The sequence below is a fragment of the Hymenobacter sp. 5317J-9 genome (assembly GCF_022921075.1).
Taxonomy (GTDB): Bacteria; Bacteroidota; Bacteroidia; order Cytophagales; family Hymenobacteraceae; genus Hymenobacter.
In genome coordinates, this window is record NZ_CP095050.1 from 549,490 (window position 1) to 565,365 (window position 15,876).

General features: G+C 65.1%; 13 protein-coding genes and 1 riboswitch. Of the genes, 9 read left to right on the top strand and 4 right to left on the bottom strand.

Annotation, left to right across the window (positions count from 1 at the left end; genetic code table 11):
* Positions 1-46 precede the first annotated feature (46 nt).
* The 3 genes from MUN81_RS02250 (at position 47) to MUN81_RS02260 (ending at position 4,328) form a co-directional block, all read left to right on the top strand.
* Positions 47-901, top strand: coding sequence for a transporter (locus tag MUN81_RS02250; RefSeq protein ID WP_245114771.1), 855 nt, complete (start codon positions 47-49; stop codon positions 899-901).
* A 15-nt stretch (positions 902-916) separates the two neighbouring features.
* Positions 917-1,140: riboswitch (cobalamin riboswitch) on the top strand.
* A 176-nt stretch (positions 1,141-1,316) separates the two neighbouring features.
* Positions 1,317-3,263: a TonB-dependent receptor gene (locus MUN81_RS02255; RefSeq protein WP_245114772.1), complete on the top strand. Its 1,947-nt coding sequence runs from the start codon at positions 1,317-1,319 to the stop codon at positions 3,261-3,263.
* A gap of 27 nt (positions 3,264-3,290) precedes the next feature.
* Positions 3,291-4,328, top strand: a complete 1,038-nt coding sequence (locus MUN81_RS02260; RefSeq protein ID WP_245114773.1) for a DUF5074 domain-containing protein — start codon at positions 3,291-3,293, stop codon at positions 4,326-4,328.
* Positions 4,329-4,415: 87 nt separating this feature from the next.
* Here the strand turns inward: MUN81_RS02260 and MUN81_RS02265 are convergent, their stop codons facing one another.
* Positions 4,416-4,688 carry a hypothetical protein gene (locus tag MUN81_RS02265; RefSeq protein ID WP_245114774.1) on the bottom strand — a complete coding sequence of 91 codons (273 nt, stop codon included), beginning with the start codon at positions 4,686-4,688 and terminating at the stop codon, positions 4,416-4,418.
* 169 nt (positions 4,689-4,857) lie between these two features.
* On the opposite strand from MUN81_RS02265, the gene MUN81_RS02270 reads away from it, so the two are divergent.
* From MUN81_RS02270 to MUN81_RS02280, 3 genes are read left to right on the top strand one after another with little or no spacing between them, the layout of a single operon-like run.
* Positions 4,858-5,442, top strand: a complete 585-nt coding sequence (locus MUN81_RS02270; protein ID WP_245114775.1) for a thioredoxin family protein — start codon at positions 4,858-4,860, stop codon at positions 5,440-5,442.
* Positions 5,443-5,496: 54 nt separating this feature from the next.
* The gene (locus MUN81_RS02275; protein WP_245114776.1) at positions 5,497-5,856 is read left to right on the top strand and encodes a hypothetical protein; all 360 of its coding nucleotides are present in this window, start codon (positions 5,497-5,499) and stop codon (positions 5,854-5,856) included.
* A 5-nt stretch (positions 5,857-5,861) separates the two neighbouring features.
* Complete coding sequence (locus MUN81_RS02280) at positions 5,862-6,434, top strand: AraC family transcriptional regulator (protein WP_245114777.1); 573 nt, start codon at positions 5,862-5,864, stop codon at positions 6,432-6,434.
* A gap of 69 nt (positions 6,435-6,503) precedes the next feature.
* Here MUN81_RS02280 and MUN81_RS02285 read toward each other — a convergent pair whose 3' ends face one another.
* Complete coding sequence (locus tag MUN81_RS02285; protein ID WP_348533160.1) at positions 6,504-6,851, bottom strand: four-helix bundle copper-binding protein; 348 nt, start codon at positions 6,849-6,851, stop codon at positions 6,504-6,506.
* Positions 6,852-7,074: 223 nt separating this feature from the next.
* Here MUN81_RS02285 and MUN81_RS02290 point away from each other — a divergent pair, with 223 nt between their 5' ends.
* From MUN81_RS02290 to MUN81_RS02300, 3 genes are all read left to right on the top strand, one after another.
* On the top strand, positions 7,075-8,787 hold the full coding sequence (locus MUN81_RS02290; protein WP_245114779.1) for a hypothetical protein: 1,713 nt from the start codon (positions 7,075-7,077) through the stop codon (positions 8,785-8,787).
* Between the two features lie 95 nt (positions 8,788-8,882).
* Positions 8,883-11,162 carry a radical SAM protein gene (locus MUN81_RS02295; protein WP_245114780.1) on the top strand — a complete coding sequence of 760 codons (2,280 nt, stop codon included), beginning with the start codon at positions 8,883-8,885 and terminating at the stop codon, positions 11,160-11,162.
* 138 nt (positions 11,163-11,300) lie between these two features.
* Entirely contained in the window at positions 11,301-14,237 is a 2,937-nt protein-coding gene (locus MUN81_RS02300; protein ID WP_245114781.1) for an RCC1 domain-containing protein, read from the top strand.
* A gap of 15 nt (positions 14,238-14,252) precedes the next feature.
* Here MUN81_RS02300 and MUN81_RS02305 read toward each other — a convergent pair whose 3' ends face one another.
* Positions 14,253-15,296: a hypothetical protein gene (locus MUN81_RS02305; RefSeq protein ID WP_245114782.1), complete on the bottom strand. Its 1,044-nt coding sequence runs from the start codon at positions 15,294-15,296 to the stop codon at positions 14,253-14,255.
* Positions 15,297-15,319: 23 nt separating this feature from the next.
* A complete protein-coding gene (locus MUN81_RS02310) occupies positions 15,320-15,865 on the bottom strand; it encodes a GNAT family N-acetyltransferase (protein ID WP_245114783.1) in 546 nt (181 codons plus the stop codon).
* Between the last annotated feature and the right edge of the window lie 11 nt (positions 15,866-15,876).

Genomic DNA, 15,876 nt, shown 5'->3' on the forward strand with positions numbered 1-15,876 from the left:
TAATGCGAAAACGGTACCGCCCGGGCCTTTCTGCGTAGACGGCCGCATGAAGCACTTTTTCTGGCTGCTTATCCTGCTGCCCACTTTCGCCCGGGCGCAGGCCGAACACAAACCCACGCCCTACGACTCGGCCCATTTCAGCTGGCGCAAGCCCGTGCCCCGCAACCGCCTGCGCGAACTGCAGCCCGACCGCCCCGGCATCACCGAGAGCCCCTTCACGGTGGATGCCGGCCACGCTCAGGTGGAAATGGACCTGCTGCGCCTCCGCAACAGCGGCACCGGCGATGAACAGCGCGAACGGGAGCTGCACGTGGCCTACACCATGCTCAAGCTGGGCCTGAGCCGGCGCACCGACCTGCAGCTGGAAGTGCCGCTCTACGCCATTGCCAAGCAGCGCACCACCGAGGCCAGCGACTGGGAAGAGCGCCACGCCGGCTTCGGCGACCTCACCCTGCGCGTCAAGCACAACTTCATTGGCGACGACCAGCAGGGCAAGTTTGCCATGGCCGTGATTGGCTACGCGCGCCTGCCCAGCGGCGGCGCGGTGGGGGAGGGCGCCCCCGAATACGGCGTGGTGCTGCCCGTCGACATTGAGCTCAGCGACAAGGCCAACCTCGAAGCCCAGCTGGAAACCGACCTCAACTACGACCGCGACCAGGACCAACGCTACCTGCGCTTTGTGCCCTCCACCGCCTTGGAATACGACTTCACGGAAAAGCTGGGCCTCGTGACCGAAGCCGTGGCCATGTGGAACACCGAGCAGCGCCGCTGGCAGGCTTCGGCCAACATTGCCCCCATTTTCAAGCTCACCCCCAACCTGCAGCTCGACCTCGGCACTCACCTGGCCCTGAGCCGCCTCAGCGACCACGAGTACTTCGTGGGCTTCACCTTCCGTCGCTAAACGCCGCGCCCGTGCCTATCTTTGCCCCGCCAAGGTGCCAACCCCCAATCGCGGGGCGCGGCTGAAAAGGGAATCCGGTACGAAGCCGGAGCTGTCCCCGCAACTGTACGCTCCACATCGGGGTGGGCCTCAATGCCACTGTTCGACGCCGGTTTTTCGCTTGAAAATCGGCTAGGAATGGGAAGGCGGCCCACTCGGCGGAGCAAGCCAGGAGACCTGCCCGGGCGTTCACAGGTTCAGCATTCGCGGAGGACGAATGGAGAAAGAAAGCAGCGGCCGCCCTCGGGTGGCCTCATTACCCCTGTTTTTCGGCCTCGGTCTGACGCTAGCCGGCTTCTCTCAGGGAGCGGGCTGACGCTGGATTTTGAATCGAATTTTCTTAACTGAGAATTTGATTCGGATGCTAGTTGCCCTTTTGCACACACGCCGGCTGGCCGGGCTGCTGGCCGCGGCCGTTGCCGTGGCGCAGGCCCTGCCGGCCCAGGGGCAAGCCGCGGCCGATACCCTCACCCGGCAAAGCCACTGGCTGCCCGACGTGGCCGTGGCCGGCCGCCAGCCCAGCCGCTACGCCCTCGGCACCCGCCAGCTGGTGCTCGATTCGGCGGCCCTCAGCCAGTACCGCACCGGCACGCTGGCCGAAGCCCTGGCGGCTCGTGCGCCGCTCTACCTCAAAAACTACGGGCCGGGCCAACTGGCGTCCATCAGCATTCGGGGCACCTCGGCGCGGCACACCGCGGTGCTCTGGAACGGGTTCAACATCAATTTCTCTTCGCTGGGCGAAGCCGATTTTTCGCTTCTGCCAGTGGGCGGTAACACGCAGGTGCGCGTGCAGCCCGGGCCCGGCGGGGCGCTGTATGGCACCGGCGCCATTGGCGGCGCGGTGCTGCTAAGCGGCGAACCCACATTCGGCGGAGGCTTACGCGGCAGCGTGCAGGCCGAGGGCGGCAGCTTCGGGCAGGGCGCGGGCAGCCTGGAGGCCAGCTACGGCTCGGCTCGGCTGGCACTGCGCACCACCGGCTTGTACCGTGAGGCGCAAAACGATTTCCCTCTCGGCCCTGAGCAAAACGGCGTGGCGGCCCCGCGCCAGCCCAATGCGGCTTTCCGGCAATGGAATTTTACGCAGGATGCGCGCCTGATGGTGGGCACCGGCGGGCAGCTCAGCCTGGCCGCCTGGCTCACGGGGGCCAATCGTCAAATCCAGCCGGCGCTGGGCGCCGCCAACCGCCACGGCCTCGAAACCGACCACAGCGCCCGGCTGCTGGCGGCTTTCCGGCAGCGGGTGGGCCGGCGCTACGAAGGCACGGTGCGCGTGGCTTGGCTGCACGACCGCCTCGTGTACGGCGACGACACGCTGCTGCCGCAGTACACCACCCTGAGCACCACCCAGGCCCAAACCGAGCATTCGTTTACGCTGGGAGACAAAGCCAGCCTGCAGCTGGGCGGCGAAGTGCAGCACTTTGAAGCGGTGGCCGACGGCTACGAAAACCGCATTCAGGAAAACCGCTTGGCGGCCTTTGGCCTTTTGCGCTACGATGCCACGCCCGCGCTGCGCCTCACGGCCAACCTGCGCCAGGCCTTTGTGCCCGACCAACGCCCGCCGCTGGCGCCCACGGCGGGCGCCGAGTGGGACCTGTTGCATACCGAAGCGCGCACCATCACCCTAAAAGCCAGCGCTTCGCGCAGCTACCGCGCCGCCACCCTTAACGAGCGCTACTACCAGCCTGGCGGCAACCCCAACCTGCTGCCCGAAACCGGCGTGGGCTACGAAGCCGGCGCCGTGTACGACTACCAGCCCACCGGCCCCGCCCGCCTGCACTGGCGCACCGAACTCACCGCCTACCGCCAGCTGGTCGACAACTGGGTGCAGTGGATACCGGGCTCCGGCGGCTTTTACTCGCCGCGCAACCTGCGGCTGGTGCGCACCCAAGGCCTGGAAGCCAGCACGGCCCTGGACTGGAAGCGGCCGCGCTACGAGGCCGCCGTGCGGGCCAGCTACTCCCTCACCCAGGCCCACAAGCAGCAAGGATACCTCGGCGACGACGACCCGCTGAACACCCAATTGGCTTACGTGCCCCTGCACGGCGCCACCCTCAGCACCGAGCACACCTGGCGCGCGCACTGGCTGCTGAGCGCCAGCGGCAGTTTCAGCAGCTACCGCTACACCACCGTTTCGGCCAACGACTTCCTACCGGGCTATTTCCTGCTGCAGGGCAGCGTAGGGCGCCACCTGACGGTGGGCCCGGCCCGGTTCACGCTGCTGGTGCAGGGCTACAACCTCACCAACACCCGCTACCAAACCTACGCCGGCCGCGCCATGCCGCCCCGCTCGGCGGTGCTGAGCCTGCGCGTGGCCTGGCGCTGATTTTCAACATCCATTCACTCTCATTTTATGAAACGCAATTCCTTTCCTTCCCTCTCCGCCGCCGGCCTGCTGGCCTTGCTGACCACGGCCTGCAACCCCGACAAAGAAGTCATCATGCCGGAGGTACCTACCGTCACCAACGCGGTGTATGTGGTGAACGAGGGCACCAGCAACGGCGCCATCAGCCTCTACAACAAGTCGACGAAAACGGTGGTGCGCGACGTGTATGCGCCGGCCAACGGCAACAAGCGCCTCGGCCCGTATGTGCAGAACATGACCATCGTGGGCGACAACGCCTACCTCGTGGTGAACGGCGCCGATTCGGTGCAGGTGGTGCGCCTGGCCGATTTCAAGCGCACAACTGGCATTGGCGGCTTTTCGCAGCCGCGCTACCTGCTGGCTGCCGGCACCGATAAGGCCTACGTTACGGAGTGGCAGGGCAGCTTTCCGGCCTATAGCGCCGGCCGCGTGGCCGTGCTGAACCTGACCACCAACACCATTGGCAAGCGCCTGACGGTGGGCGTGAACCCCGAGCAGATGCTGCTCGTGGACGGCAAGCTGTACGTAGCCAACAGCGACGGCAATACCCTCAGCGTCATCAATACCACTACCGACGCGGTGGAATCCAGCATCGCGGTGCCGGACGGCCCCAAAAACCTGGTGCGCGACGCCAACGGCAACATTTGGGTGCTGTGCAGCAAGTACGGCGCGGCGCAGGACTTCCTCGTGCGCTTTAGCCCGGCCCAGCCCACGCAGCAAACGCGCATTGCCCTGGCCAACGACTACACCAACGGCAACCTGCGCACCAACGCCACAGGCTCCACCATCTACGTGTCGCTCGGCACGGGCACCTATGCCCTCGACCCCCAGGCCACGGCCCTGACCCCCAAGCCGCTCATCCGCCGCAATTTCTACGGCCTGGGCATCGACCCGCAGGACAACACCATTTACGCCGGCACGGCCACCTTCAGCGGCGACGCCAAGGTGATTCGCTACACCGTGGCCGGCGCGCCCATCGACTCATTTGGCGTGGCCGTGGGCCCCAACGCCTTCCTGTTTCGCTAGCATTGCTCCACCTTTCTTTCTGCAAAAAAGAAACCCCTGCCCGGTTCGGGCAGGGGTTTTTTGATGGGGCAGGGGAGAGGCCGGCCCTTAGTCGGCCAGGCCGTCGTGGTTGCGGTCTTTGGCGTTTTCGGCGGCTTTGTAGAGCTCTTTGCCGGTGGGCTGGGCGTTGGTCTCGCGCTGCACGCCGGCCGTGACGGAGTCGCCGTTGGCCACGCCGTCGGTGGGGGCGGCGGGGCCTTTCTTGGTGTAGCCGCGCTCCACGTTGGTGTCGCCTTCTTTGGTGCCCGAGCTGCAGGCGCTAAACGTGGCGGTGAGGACGCAGGCCACGGCAAGGGGGCGGAGGAATGATTTCAGAAGCATGAAAGAGCGAATGTGAAGGGGTTGAAGGGAGTGCGATGCCGCAAGGTAGAAAAATAACTTCCTGCCGCGCAACCCGAACCGTAGGCCCGGGGTACGGTTGTAGCGGCAGGACCCCGCCCAAGGTTGCGCGAAGTTGCGCCCCGGCCCGGTCCCCGTCCGTTTCCTCCTGATGTCCAGCCCTATCCCTTCGCCTGCCTTCACCTACGCCGAGTTTCGCCAGCTCGTAAGCACCCTGGCCGCCGAGCGCCGCACCAGTGGCCCCGACCAGAACCCGGCCTTCGTCCGCTTCACCGACCAGAACCAGGCCCACCTCGACCGCGCCCACGCCGTGCCGCTGCTGCCGGAACTGGTGGCCCGGCTCGCCACCCTGGCCCGCCCCGAGCAGTGGCTGGTGCTGGGCGAAGCCTGGTGCGGCGACACGGCCCACACGCTGCCCATACTGGCGCACCTGGCCGAGATGAGCGCCGGCCGCGTGAGCCTGCACGTGCTGCTGCGCTCCGACCACCCCGCCCTGATGGCCGCCCACCAAACCAACGGCGGCAACAGCATTCCCAAGCTCATTCGGCGCGACGCCGCCACCGGCGCCGACCTCGGCGACTGGGGTCCGCGCCCGGCCGAAGCACAGACGCTGGCTCATCAGCTGCACGCCGATAAAACATTGCACACCAATCAAATAGTGAAGACGATGAACGCCTGGTACGAGGCCGACAACGGCCAGGCCGTGCAGCGCGAGTTGCTGGCGCTGGTGGGCTAAAGCGTTGATTCAACCAAATTTTACACTATTTTCACCGTCCCAATTCGCTACTTTATGCCGCTTCCGTTGCGCCGTCGCCTTGAAAAACACGTTGCTGCCTGGCCCTGGCGGCGGGTAGGCGTGCTGGCCGGCGTGAGCCTGGCATTGGCACTAATGCTGGTGGCGTATTTGTTTGGGGCCAGCGACCATTTCTTTGGTCGACTTTTTTCTGCCTTTCTCGTATTGTTCTGGCTGCTGGCGGTCACGTTCCTGGCCGTGGTTCCGTTTGTGACGTGGGCCACGGGGCACTGGTTCGGCCGCGGGTGGGCAGAAATTTCAACTCCGGCGCCTCGCCCGCGCCGAACTGCTGCCGGTTCTGCAACGGCTCGTTCTCATTCTTCACCGGTTGCCTCGCGGCGGCCCGAAATCAGATAAAGCTCTTGAAAACCAACCTACTGCATATCAAAAACATGGTGTGCCCCCGGTGCGTGGAGGCCGTACACAGCTTGTTGGAGCGGGCCGGCTACCGGCCCAAGGCCGTCACCCTCGGCGTGGCCGAGCTCGACGAAACCACCCCCGCCGACCCCGAAGCTCTGGCGCCGCTGCTGCACGCCGCCGGCTTTGAGCTGCTGCGCGGCCGGGCCGAGCAGCTGACCGAGCAAATCAAAGCCACGCTGGCCGATTACCTCGAGCACCTGCGCACGGCGCGCTCGCCGCTCACCACTTCGGCCTTCCTGACGGACCGGTTTGCGGCCACCTACTCGCACCTGAGCAAGGTTTTTTCGCGCACCGCGCACCTCACCATCGAGAAATACCTCATTCGCCTCAAAATAGAGCGCGTGAAGGAACTGCTGAGCTACGGCGAGCTGACCCTGAACCAGATAGCTGACCAGATGCGCTACAGCTCCGGCCAGCACCTGAGCAACCAGTTCCGCCAGGTGACGGGCTACTCCGTGAGCGAGTTCCGCCGCCTGATGCTGCCCGAGCGCCTGTCGCTTGACGCGCTGGCGTAGGAAGCTAACTGGCATAAAAAAAGCGCCTTTCCAATCAGGGAGGCGCTTTTTGTATTTCTACGGTTCGGCTTATGCCGCGTAGGCGCGGCAGGCTTCCAGGCAAGCCTTGCAGGCTTCGGTGCATTTTTTACAATGGTCGTGCTGGTGTTGGGCGCATTCGTCGTGGCACTTCTGGCAAATCTCCATGCACTCCTTGAGCACGTGCTGGGCGTGGTCGGAGCCGCGGGCGATGAAGGCGGCGGTGAGGCGGCAGATGTCGGCGCAGTCGCGGTCGAGGCGGATGCAGGGCACCATCATCTTGGGGTCTTCCTCGTCGAGGCAGGCGTCGGCGCACAGCTCGCAGGCGGCAATACAGCGGCTGAGGGCATCGAGTACGGCTTGATTGTTTTGGCGGGCGCGGGGAGAGGCGGTGGGCATTTGCATAGCTAAAGAACAGGTAGGTGAGAAATAAAGCTGACGGACAGCACCATTGGGTTTACGGACCGTTCCGTGGGAAGGACGTACATAATTCTCCTCCAAGGCCTACACAATCCGGGTGCAGGCCGGGGTATTGTAATTTTTAAGCCAAATGATGCCCCAACTATCGGACGCGGTTTAGGGTATTAAGAGGAGTCGTTATTGCCAATTTAGGTTGAATAGTATGGTATTTCTGAAGCAACTGGTGGCACTAGGGGTGCTGGCCGCCGCGCCGTGGCTGACCGCCGCCGCGCAGGGCCACGAGCACATGGACATGAGCATGCCCATGCCCGCCAAGCCCAAACCGAAGCCGGCCAAAGTCCGGCCCGCCGCTCCCCGGCTCGTGGCCCCGCCCAAGGCGGGAACTACTGTTGACCAGCCAGCCGCTACAGGCGCGCCGGCGCCGGTTGTGGCCCCCGCCGATACCAGCCACCACGCCGGCCACGAGCACTCCATGGAAGGCATGAACATGAACGGCACCGCGCCCGCCGAACCTGCCAAAGCCTCCCAGATGAACCACATGGACAGCATGGACATGACTGGCGGCAGCCACGACATGGGCGCTATGGGCATGGCCCACGACAGCACTATGGCCATGCCCGGCATGAGCCACGCTTTCTCGCGCCGCTTGCCTATGAACCGCAACGGCTCGGGCACCAGCTGGCACCCCGACCAGACGCCCATGTACATGTGGATGCAGCACAAGGGCCCCTGGATGCTGATGTATCACGGCGCCGCCTACGGCCGCTACACCAGCCAGAACTTCAACAACAGCGGCAAACGCGGCCACGCCAACGCCATCGACGGGCCCAACTGGGGGATGGCCATGGCCCAGCGCGAAATCGGGGCCCGCGGGCTGCTCAACCTGAGCTTGATGGTGAGCCTCGACCCGCTCACCGAAACCAACGGCGGCTACCCGCTGCTGTTCCAAACCGGCGAGTCGTACAAAGGCCAGCCGCTCATCGACAAGCAACACCCCCACGACCTGATTTCGGGCCTGACCGTGGGCTACACCCACGCCGTGAGCCAGGACGTGGACGTGAGCCTCTACCTGGGCTACCCTGGCGAGCCGGCCATTGGCCCGGTGGCTTTCATGCACCGCATCTCGGCCATGCCCAACCCCGACGCGCCGCTCTCGCACCACTGGACCGATGCCACGCACATCACCTTCGGGGTGGCTACGCTGGGCGTGCGATACAAGCAGTTCAAGCTGGAAGGCAGCAACTTCACCGGCCGCGAGCCCGACCAGTACCGCTACGATTTCGACCGGCCCCGCGCCGACTCCTGGGCCGCCCGCCTCAACTGGAATCCCACCAGCACTTTGGCGCTCCAGGTGAGCCGCGCCTTCATCAAAAGCCCCGAAGACCTGCACCCCGACGAAGACGTGACCCGCACCACGGCCTCGGTGCTGCACAGCCGCACCTGGGGCGAGCGCCGCTATTGGGCCTCGGCCCTGGTGTGGGGCCTGAACGAGCACGGCGACGGCCACAGCGGCGAGCACGCCGTGCTGGCCGAAACCAACCTCACGCTGGGCCGGCCCACGTTTTATGGCCGCTACGAGTTTGTGCAGAAAGACAGCGAGGAGCTGGATTTTTACATCTCCAATCCGGTTGACATTCCGCTGAGCAAAGTGTTCAATATCCATGCCCTCACGCTGGGCAGCAGCTACCGGTTGGCCAGCCTGGGCGGCCCGCGCGGGCCAGAGCTGAGCATCGGCGGTCAGCTGACGCGTTATTTCATTCCCGCGGACCTGGAAACCGAGTCGTACAACTACCGCAGCCCCGGCTACGGCAAGATGCCGCTTTCGGCCTCGGTGTACCTGCGCCTCACGGCCCCGTGGATGAGCATGAAAGGCATGGGCCCGAAAAGCAACGGCATGGGCGGCATGAAAATGTAAGCGGCTGCGCCAGCCGGTGGCCCGCGTCCCAATTCCGCCTTGCCGACCTTTGTGCAAAATGAACCCCGGCCGCCCGTGCCGGGTTACTTGCCACTGTGCCACACGCTTCGCTCCGCATCCTGCTGCTCACGCCGCCGCTCACGCAGCTCAACACCCCGTACCCGGCCACGGCCTACATCAAAGGCTTTCTGGGCGGGCGCGGCTTTGCTGTGACGCAGGCCGATATGGGCCTGCAGCTGGTGCTGCGGCTGTTTTCGGTGGAAGGGCTGAAGCGGGCATTTGCTGAGATTGAGGCCGGTGATTTCGCGCTCAGCGACAATGCCCAGCGCATGATGCGCCTGCAGCACCGCTACCTGGCCACCATCGGCCCGGTCATCCGCTTCCTTCAAAACAAAGACCTGACCCTGGCTCCGCGCATCTGCCACGGCCGTTTCCTGCCCGAAGCCAGCCGCTTCGACCACGTGGCCGACCTCGAAACTGCTTTCGGCACCATGGGGCTCACCGACCAGGCCCGCCACCTGGCCACGCTTTACCTCGAAGACCTCGCCGACCTGCTCAAGGAAACGGTGGGGCCGCACTTCGGCTTCTCGCGCTACGCCGAGAAGCTGGCCCTGTCTGCTACCAGCTTCGAGCCCCTGCACCGCGAGCTGGAAGCCGCCCCCGGCCTGCTGGACCGCATGCTGCTGGAAGAGCTGGAGCCGCTGCTGGCGCGCGTGCAGCCCGATGTGGTGGGCTTCACCGTGCCCTTTCCGGGCAACCTTTACGGCGCGCTGCGGCTGGCCAAACACATCAAGCAGCTCAGCCCCGCCACGGCTACCATCATGGGCGGCGGCTACCCCAACACCGAACTGCGCACCATTCAGGAGCCCCGCTTTTTTGACTACATCGACTACCTGACCCTGGACGATGGCGAAGGCCCGTGGCTGCGGCTGCTGGAATATTTGGGCTCTGAGCATAATGCGCCGAGTGAAAATCGGGGCAGCCTTGAAGCGCAAGACGAAGTGCATTGCGCTTTACAATCCGTGCTCTACGCTCCGCCTGCCCGCGACCAACTCCAGCGCACTTTCCTGCGCAACGAGCAGGGCCAGATTGAGTACATCAACCACCCGCACCCCGAAGTGCCGCACCACGAAGTGGGCACGCCCGACTACTCCGACCTGCCCCTCACCGAGTACCTCTCGGTGCTGGAGGTGCTGAACCCCATGCACCGCCTCTGGAGCGACGGCCGCTGGAACAAGCTCACCGTGGCCCACGGCTGCTACTGGAAGCGCTGCTCCTTCTGCGACGTCACCTTGGACTACATCGCGCGCTACGAAACGGCCCCCAGCACCCTGCTGGTCGACCGCATCGAGCAAATCATTCAGCAAACCGGCCAGACTGGCTTTCACTTCGTGGACGAAGCCGCGCCACCCCTGGCCCTGCGCGACCTCGCCATCGAACTGCTCAAACGCCGCGTGCCCATCACCTGGTGGGGCAACATTCGCTTCGAAAAAACCTTCTCGGCCGACCTGTGCCGCTTGCTGGCCGCCTCGGGCTGCATTGCCGTGAGCGGCGGGCTGGAAGTGGCTTCTGATAGGTTGTTGGCCCTCATGGAAAAAGGGGTCACCATTGCGCAGGTGGCGCGCGTGGCCGACGGCTTCACCCAGGCCGGCATCATGGTTCATGCCTATCTGATGTACGGCTTCCCCACCGAAACTGCCCAGGAAACCATTGATAGTTTGGAGGTAGTGCGCCAGTTGTTTGCCGCGGGCGTGGTGCAAAGCGGCTACTGGCACCGCTTCTCGATGACGGCGCACTCGCCCGTGGGCAAGAACCCGGCGAAGTATCAGGTTGCAGCAGTCGGCCCCGAGCCCGCTGGCTTCGCCTGGAACGACCTCTGGCACGACGACCCCCTCGGCGCCGACCACGAAGCCTTCGGTCCCGGCCTGGCCAAGAGCCTGTATAACTACCTGCACCACGTGGCCCTCGACGAGCCCCTGCACACCTGGTTCGACTTCAAAACGCCCCGCCCCAGTACCCCGCGGCACCTCGTGCAACAGGCCCTGCAAGCCCCCGAAAAGCCCGATTTCGCCCGGCAAAACCAGCGCCTGTTCTGGCTCGGCAACGCGCCCGACATCCGCATCGAGCCCGGCAGGAAAACGCCCCGCGCCGTGCTCACCTGCTACGAGCAGGCCGAAGATTTCGAGGTGAAAACCACCGAGGCCGCTGGCCGCTGGCTGCACCAGCTCCTCACCCAGCTCAGCCACGACTACGACGCCAAGGTGCTGCTGCGCGACGCCGCGGCCACTTTCCCGAAGTCGGAGGGCTCTTTCGAAGCGTTTTTGCAAAGTCCGGCCTGGAGCCTGCTGCGCGAAAAGGGCTTGCTGCTGCTGTAGCCAATTAAAGGCAGCGGCGATGTAGCAGGCAAGGCGCTACGGGAAAAGGTGTAATTTGACCTTCCTAAATCAATGGATTAGGATATGCTTCCCATCTTCTACCGCTGTTCCCTACTTTTTCTCTGCCTGATAGCTGCCATGAGCCACGCCGTGCTGGCCCAACCCGAAAACGTAGCCGTGGGCAACGGCCACCTGTTGGCCATTCACGCCGACGGCACGTTGTGGGGGAGTGGATTTAATGGTGATGGTCGCCTCGGCGACGGCACCACCACTGCCCGCCCGCGTCCGGTCCAAATTGGCACGGCCACTACGTGGCGCACCGTGAGCACGGGGGGAGGGCAGGGGCAGCTCGATTCGCAATTCGACCCGGACTATGCTTTCGTGGTGGCGCTGCAAACCGATGGGTCGATGTGGAGTTGGGGAAGTTTTAGCGGTTATCTGGGCTACAATTTGTCACCTCTTGCCAATGTCCTGTCCCCGCGTCTGGTATCTGCCGGGCCGTGGGTATGCGCTTCGGCCGGTTTCAACCACAGCGCGGCGGTGCGGGCCGACGGTACGCTGTGGACGTGGGGCAACAATACCCTTGGCCAACTGGGCAATGGCTCCATCGGCATCGCCACCAGCCTCACCACTCCCACCCAAGTAGGCACCGATACTGACTGGGCCAGTGTCAGCGCAGGCCGGTATTATACGGTGGCCCTGAAAACCAACGGCACCCTGTGGAGCTGGGGTAGCGGGCTCAGCGTGGGCATTCCCAATTCCCCAGACTTGGTCCGGCCGACGCAAGTAGGCACGGCCAGCAACTGGACGCGCATTTGCGCCGGGTTGTTTTCGTTGGCTCTGCGAGCCGATGGCACGCTCTGGGGCTGGGGAATTGACTCATACAACCACCTATTCAGAAGCGTGACCACGAACCAGAACCTGGGCCCGCCCACGCAACTGGGCACCGGCACCACCTGGAGCCGCATTGCCTGCGGCGACGACCACGCGCTGGCAATCAAAACGGACGGCACGCTCTGGGGCTGGGGCTTCAACCTCGAAGGCATGGTTGGGAACGGCACCCGGGTGGATGCGGTAGCGCCCGTGCAGGTGGGCGCGGCCACCACCTGGGAGCGGGTGGCCGCAGGGGGCTATACTTCCGCCACCACGCAAGCCGATGGCTCCCTCTGGGCCTGGGGCGACAGCAAGGCCGGCCAAACCGGTGACCCCAGCCGGACGTTCGGGCGCCTCCCGGTGCCCGTGCAGGTAGACAGCACCACCACTTGGGCAACTCCTGCTACCAACCCGCGAGCCGCCTTGGGCCTGCGCACCGACGGCGCTCTGTGGACCTGGGGCGACGATTTCAGCGCCGGTCTGCTGGGCGATGGCCCGGTGGCCTACCGGCAAACCATGGCCCGCATCGACTCGCCAGCCACGTATATCCGTTTGAGCGGAAACGAGCGGCACACCCTGGCTTTGCGCGCCGACAGCACGCTGTGGGCGTGGGGCGATAACCAGTTTGGCCAACTGGGCGACGGCACCACCACCGCCCGGCTGGCTCCGGTGGCCATAAGCTTCAGCCGTTGGAAACGAATTGCGGCGGGAGGGAATGGGTCCCTGGCCATCCGCGCCGATGGCACGCTGTGGGCCTGGGGCGACAACGCCTACGGCCAGCTTGGCGACGGCACCACCACCCGCCGGCTCAGCCCAGTGCAGGTGGGCACCGGCCACGACTGGGCCCAAGTAGTCAGCCTAACGTATTGCACGCTGGCCCTGCGCACCGACGGGACTTTATGGGCCTGGGGCGAGCCAGGAATGTTCGGCAATGGCAGCACCAGCACCGTCAATCAGCTTACGCCGTTACGCGTTGGTGCCGTCACAACCTGGACGCAGTTGTCTGCTTCCGAAACCCACGTCCTGGCTCTGCGCACCGACGGTAGCTTGTGGGCCTGGGGCAATAATGGCTTTGGCCAACTGGGTACCAGTGGTGGGTTCCGCTCTTCGCCCGTTCGCATCGGCACGGCCACCGACTGGGCTTCCGTTATAGCAAGCATAGACGGTGAGTTTTCGCTGGCCCTGAAAAGCAACGGCACTTTGTGGACGTGGGGTAACAACAGCCATGGCCAACTCGGCCGTCCGGCAACGTCGCCCCCAGTCCCCACGCAATTGGGCAACGCTACTTGGGCTGCTGCCGCTGCCGGCGCCACCTACACGCTGGCCGTACGCGCTGACGGCACGCTGTGGGAGTGGGGCGACAACCGCCAAGGCCAGAGCGGCCTGCCATCGTTCAGCCTCCGGCCCGGGAGCGTGCAAACCAACCTGCGGCCGGTCATGCCGTTTGCCTTCAATAGCTTCAGCCCGGGCGCCGGCGTAGTAGGAGCTACTGTCACCCTCACGGGCGTGGGCCTGGGTGCGGTACAGGCGGTTGCCTTCGGTGGCGTGTCAGCGCCGGGTTTCACGGTAAATGCCGGTGGCACGGTACTCACCGTCGCGGTGCCAATAGGGGCACATTCAGGCGCCATTGCGGTGCTCGGGCCCGACGGCACGGCGTGGGGAGCGAGTCCTTTTCAGGTATTGGCGGCACCGGTCATTAGTAGCTTCGCACCGGGCACGGCCGCACCCGGCACCACCATCACCATCACCGGGACGGGCCTATTAGGTGCTACCAGCGTGCTATTGGGCAGCATGCCAGTCACTGGCTTTGTCGTGAACGCGGCCGGCACCTCCCTCACGTTTGTGGTTCCCGCGAGCAGTACGGGCGGCTTCATCAGCGTCAGCAACTCTATTGGGACGGCCACAACTGCCACGCCCCTGGCCATTGTGCTAGCCACTGCTGTTTCGGCCCCGTCCGCCCCGATAACCATAGCGCCAATACCGGTTCAAGTAGGCCAGCCAGTGCGCCTGGGCAACTTGCCCGTTGGCGCGGTCACCGTTGTGATAATCAGTAGCGTGGGGCAGCGCGTGGGTTCGGTAGCGTGGCCTACCACACACAGTGCTGAAGAAGTGTTGGATTGGCTGCCGACCAATCCAGGCCTGTATATGCTGTCCTTACAAACCCAGGCTCAGGTAATAACGCGCCGTGTTCTTGTCGAATAGTCTAATTCAAACATATTATTGCCCGCGCACCCATTCCAGCACTTCGCCCGGCAGGCCCGGCCCGAGGCCGGCACTCGGCTGCCCGGGCACCAGCAAATCGACCCCGGCTGTGCGGTACACGCGCACGGCCGCACCCCGCCGGCCGCCCATGGCGTTGCGCAGCAAGTTGGCTTGGGCCGCGCCCTTCGGGCCGCCGTATAAGCCCAGCACCGGCAGCTTGCGGTTGCGAAGCTCGCGAAACGCCACCCGGGCGGCGGCATCTACCGAGGCATTTTGGGCAATGAGATAAGCGGGGCGGGCACCTGCCGGGGCCGCCAGCGCCTGTGCTACCGCCACGGCGCGGGCCCCGGCGGCCCAGGCTCCCACATGGGCCGTGTCGGCCCCGGGCGTGCTGCGCAGAAAACGCAAGGCCTCCCGCACACGCGGCGCTTCCGCTTCTGCCGTAGTCTGAGAAGCCGGCGGCAGCACCAGCACTATCACGCCTTCGCGCGCCAGGGCATCGCCCCACAGGCACGCCGCTGCCGCCGTGGCCGAATCAGGCAGCAAGGCCAGGGCGGGGCCCATCGTGCCCGCATCGGCCGGCGCATACAGCCAGGCCGAACCGTTGTCCTGAGGTAGCTCTTCCACGCGGTAGGTGCTGGGACTGGGTACGCCGCGCTTCAGCAAAATGGCGGTCGCCTTGGCCGAATCCAGCGCCAGCGTGCCCCGCCAGAAGTCGCCGTCCAGGGTCAGGGTCAGGGTTTGGCCAGCGCGCAGGGGGCGTTTCAGCAGCAGCCGGCCTTGGCCGAAATAAATGCTGTCGGCCACGAAATTCAGCGCCGGTGCCCCCGGCGCGGTGAACTCGGCCTCGTAATGGCCCGGACTGGGGTGCCGGATATCGAGCGCCGCCCGCACGTCGGGCCGCCCGGCTTGGCTCAGGCTGCCCTCATAGTGGCCCACGGGCGGCAATGAAGCGCGCTGGGCCTCATCGGGGTGCGACTGGCAAGCGGCCGTAGCCAGTGCCAGGGCAAGCAGGCTCCCAACCCAGCGGCTTTTGGAGTAGCGCAACAATGCGTGCATAGGCATTCCCAAAGGTAACGGGTTTAGCGCCCGGCCATTCCTTTGCGCAAAATGAGGTCGGTCTGCACATCCTGCCCCAGTCGGAACTCGTGCTGCCCTATTTCTCGGAATCCAAAGCGTTGGTAGAACGCCCGGGCCTTCTCGTTCTTTTCCCACACGCCCAGCACCACCGCCGTGCAGTGGAGCTGCTCGGCCAGGGCCAGAATGCCACGCATCAGGGCCGCCCCCAGGCCGGTGCCCTGCCAGTCGTCGCGCACATACAAGCGTTCAATTTCGAGGCGTCCAGCGGGGTTCTGCTCTTCAGGAAGGCCCAGCGCCGAATTATCGCGCAGCTTGGCGTACCCAACCAGCTCGTTCTGCATGTGGGCCAGCAAAAACGTGTTTTCGCGGTCCTGCAGCTCGGCCAGCTGAATGTCGGGGCCGAAGTTCTCGGCCAGGTAAGCGGCCATGTCGGCCGGGGCGTTGGTGGCCGCAAAGGTGTCGTGAAACGTTTGGCGGCCGAGGTCGGCCAGCTGGGCGGCCGTGGCGGCATTAGCCTTGGCCAGCGAGATGCGGAGGGGAGATGACATGGGGCAAAGGT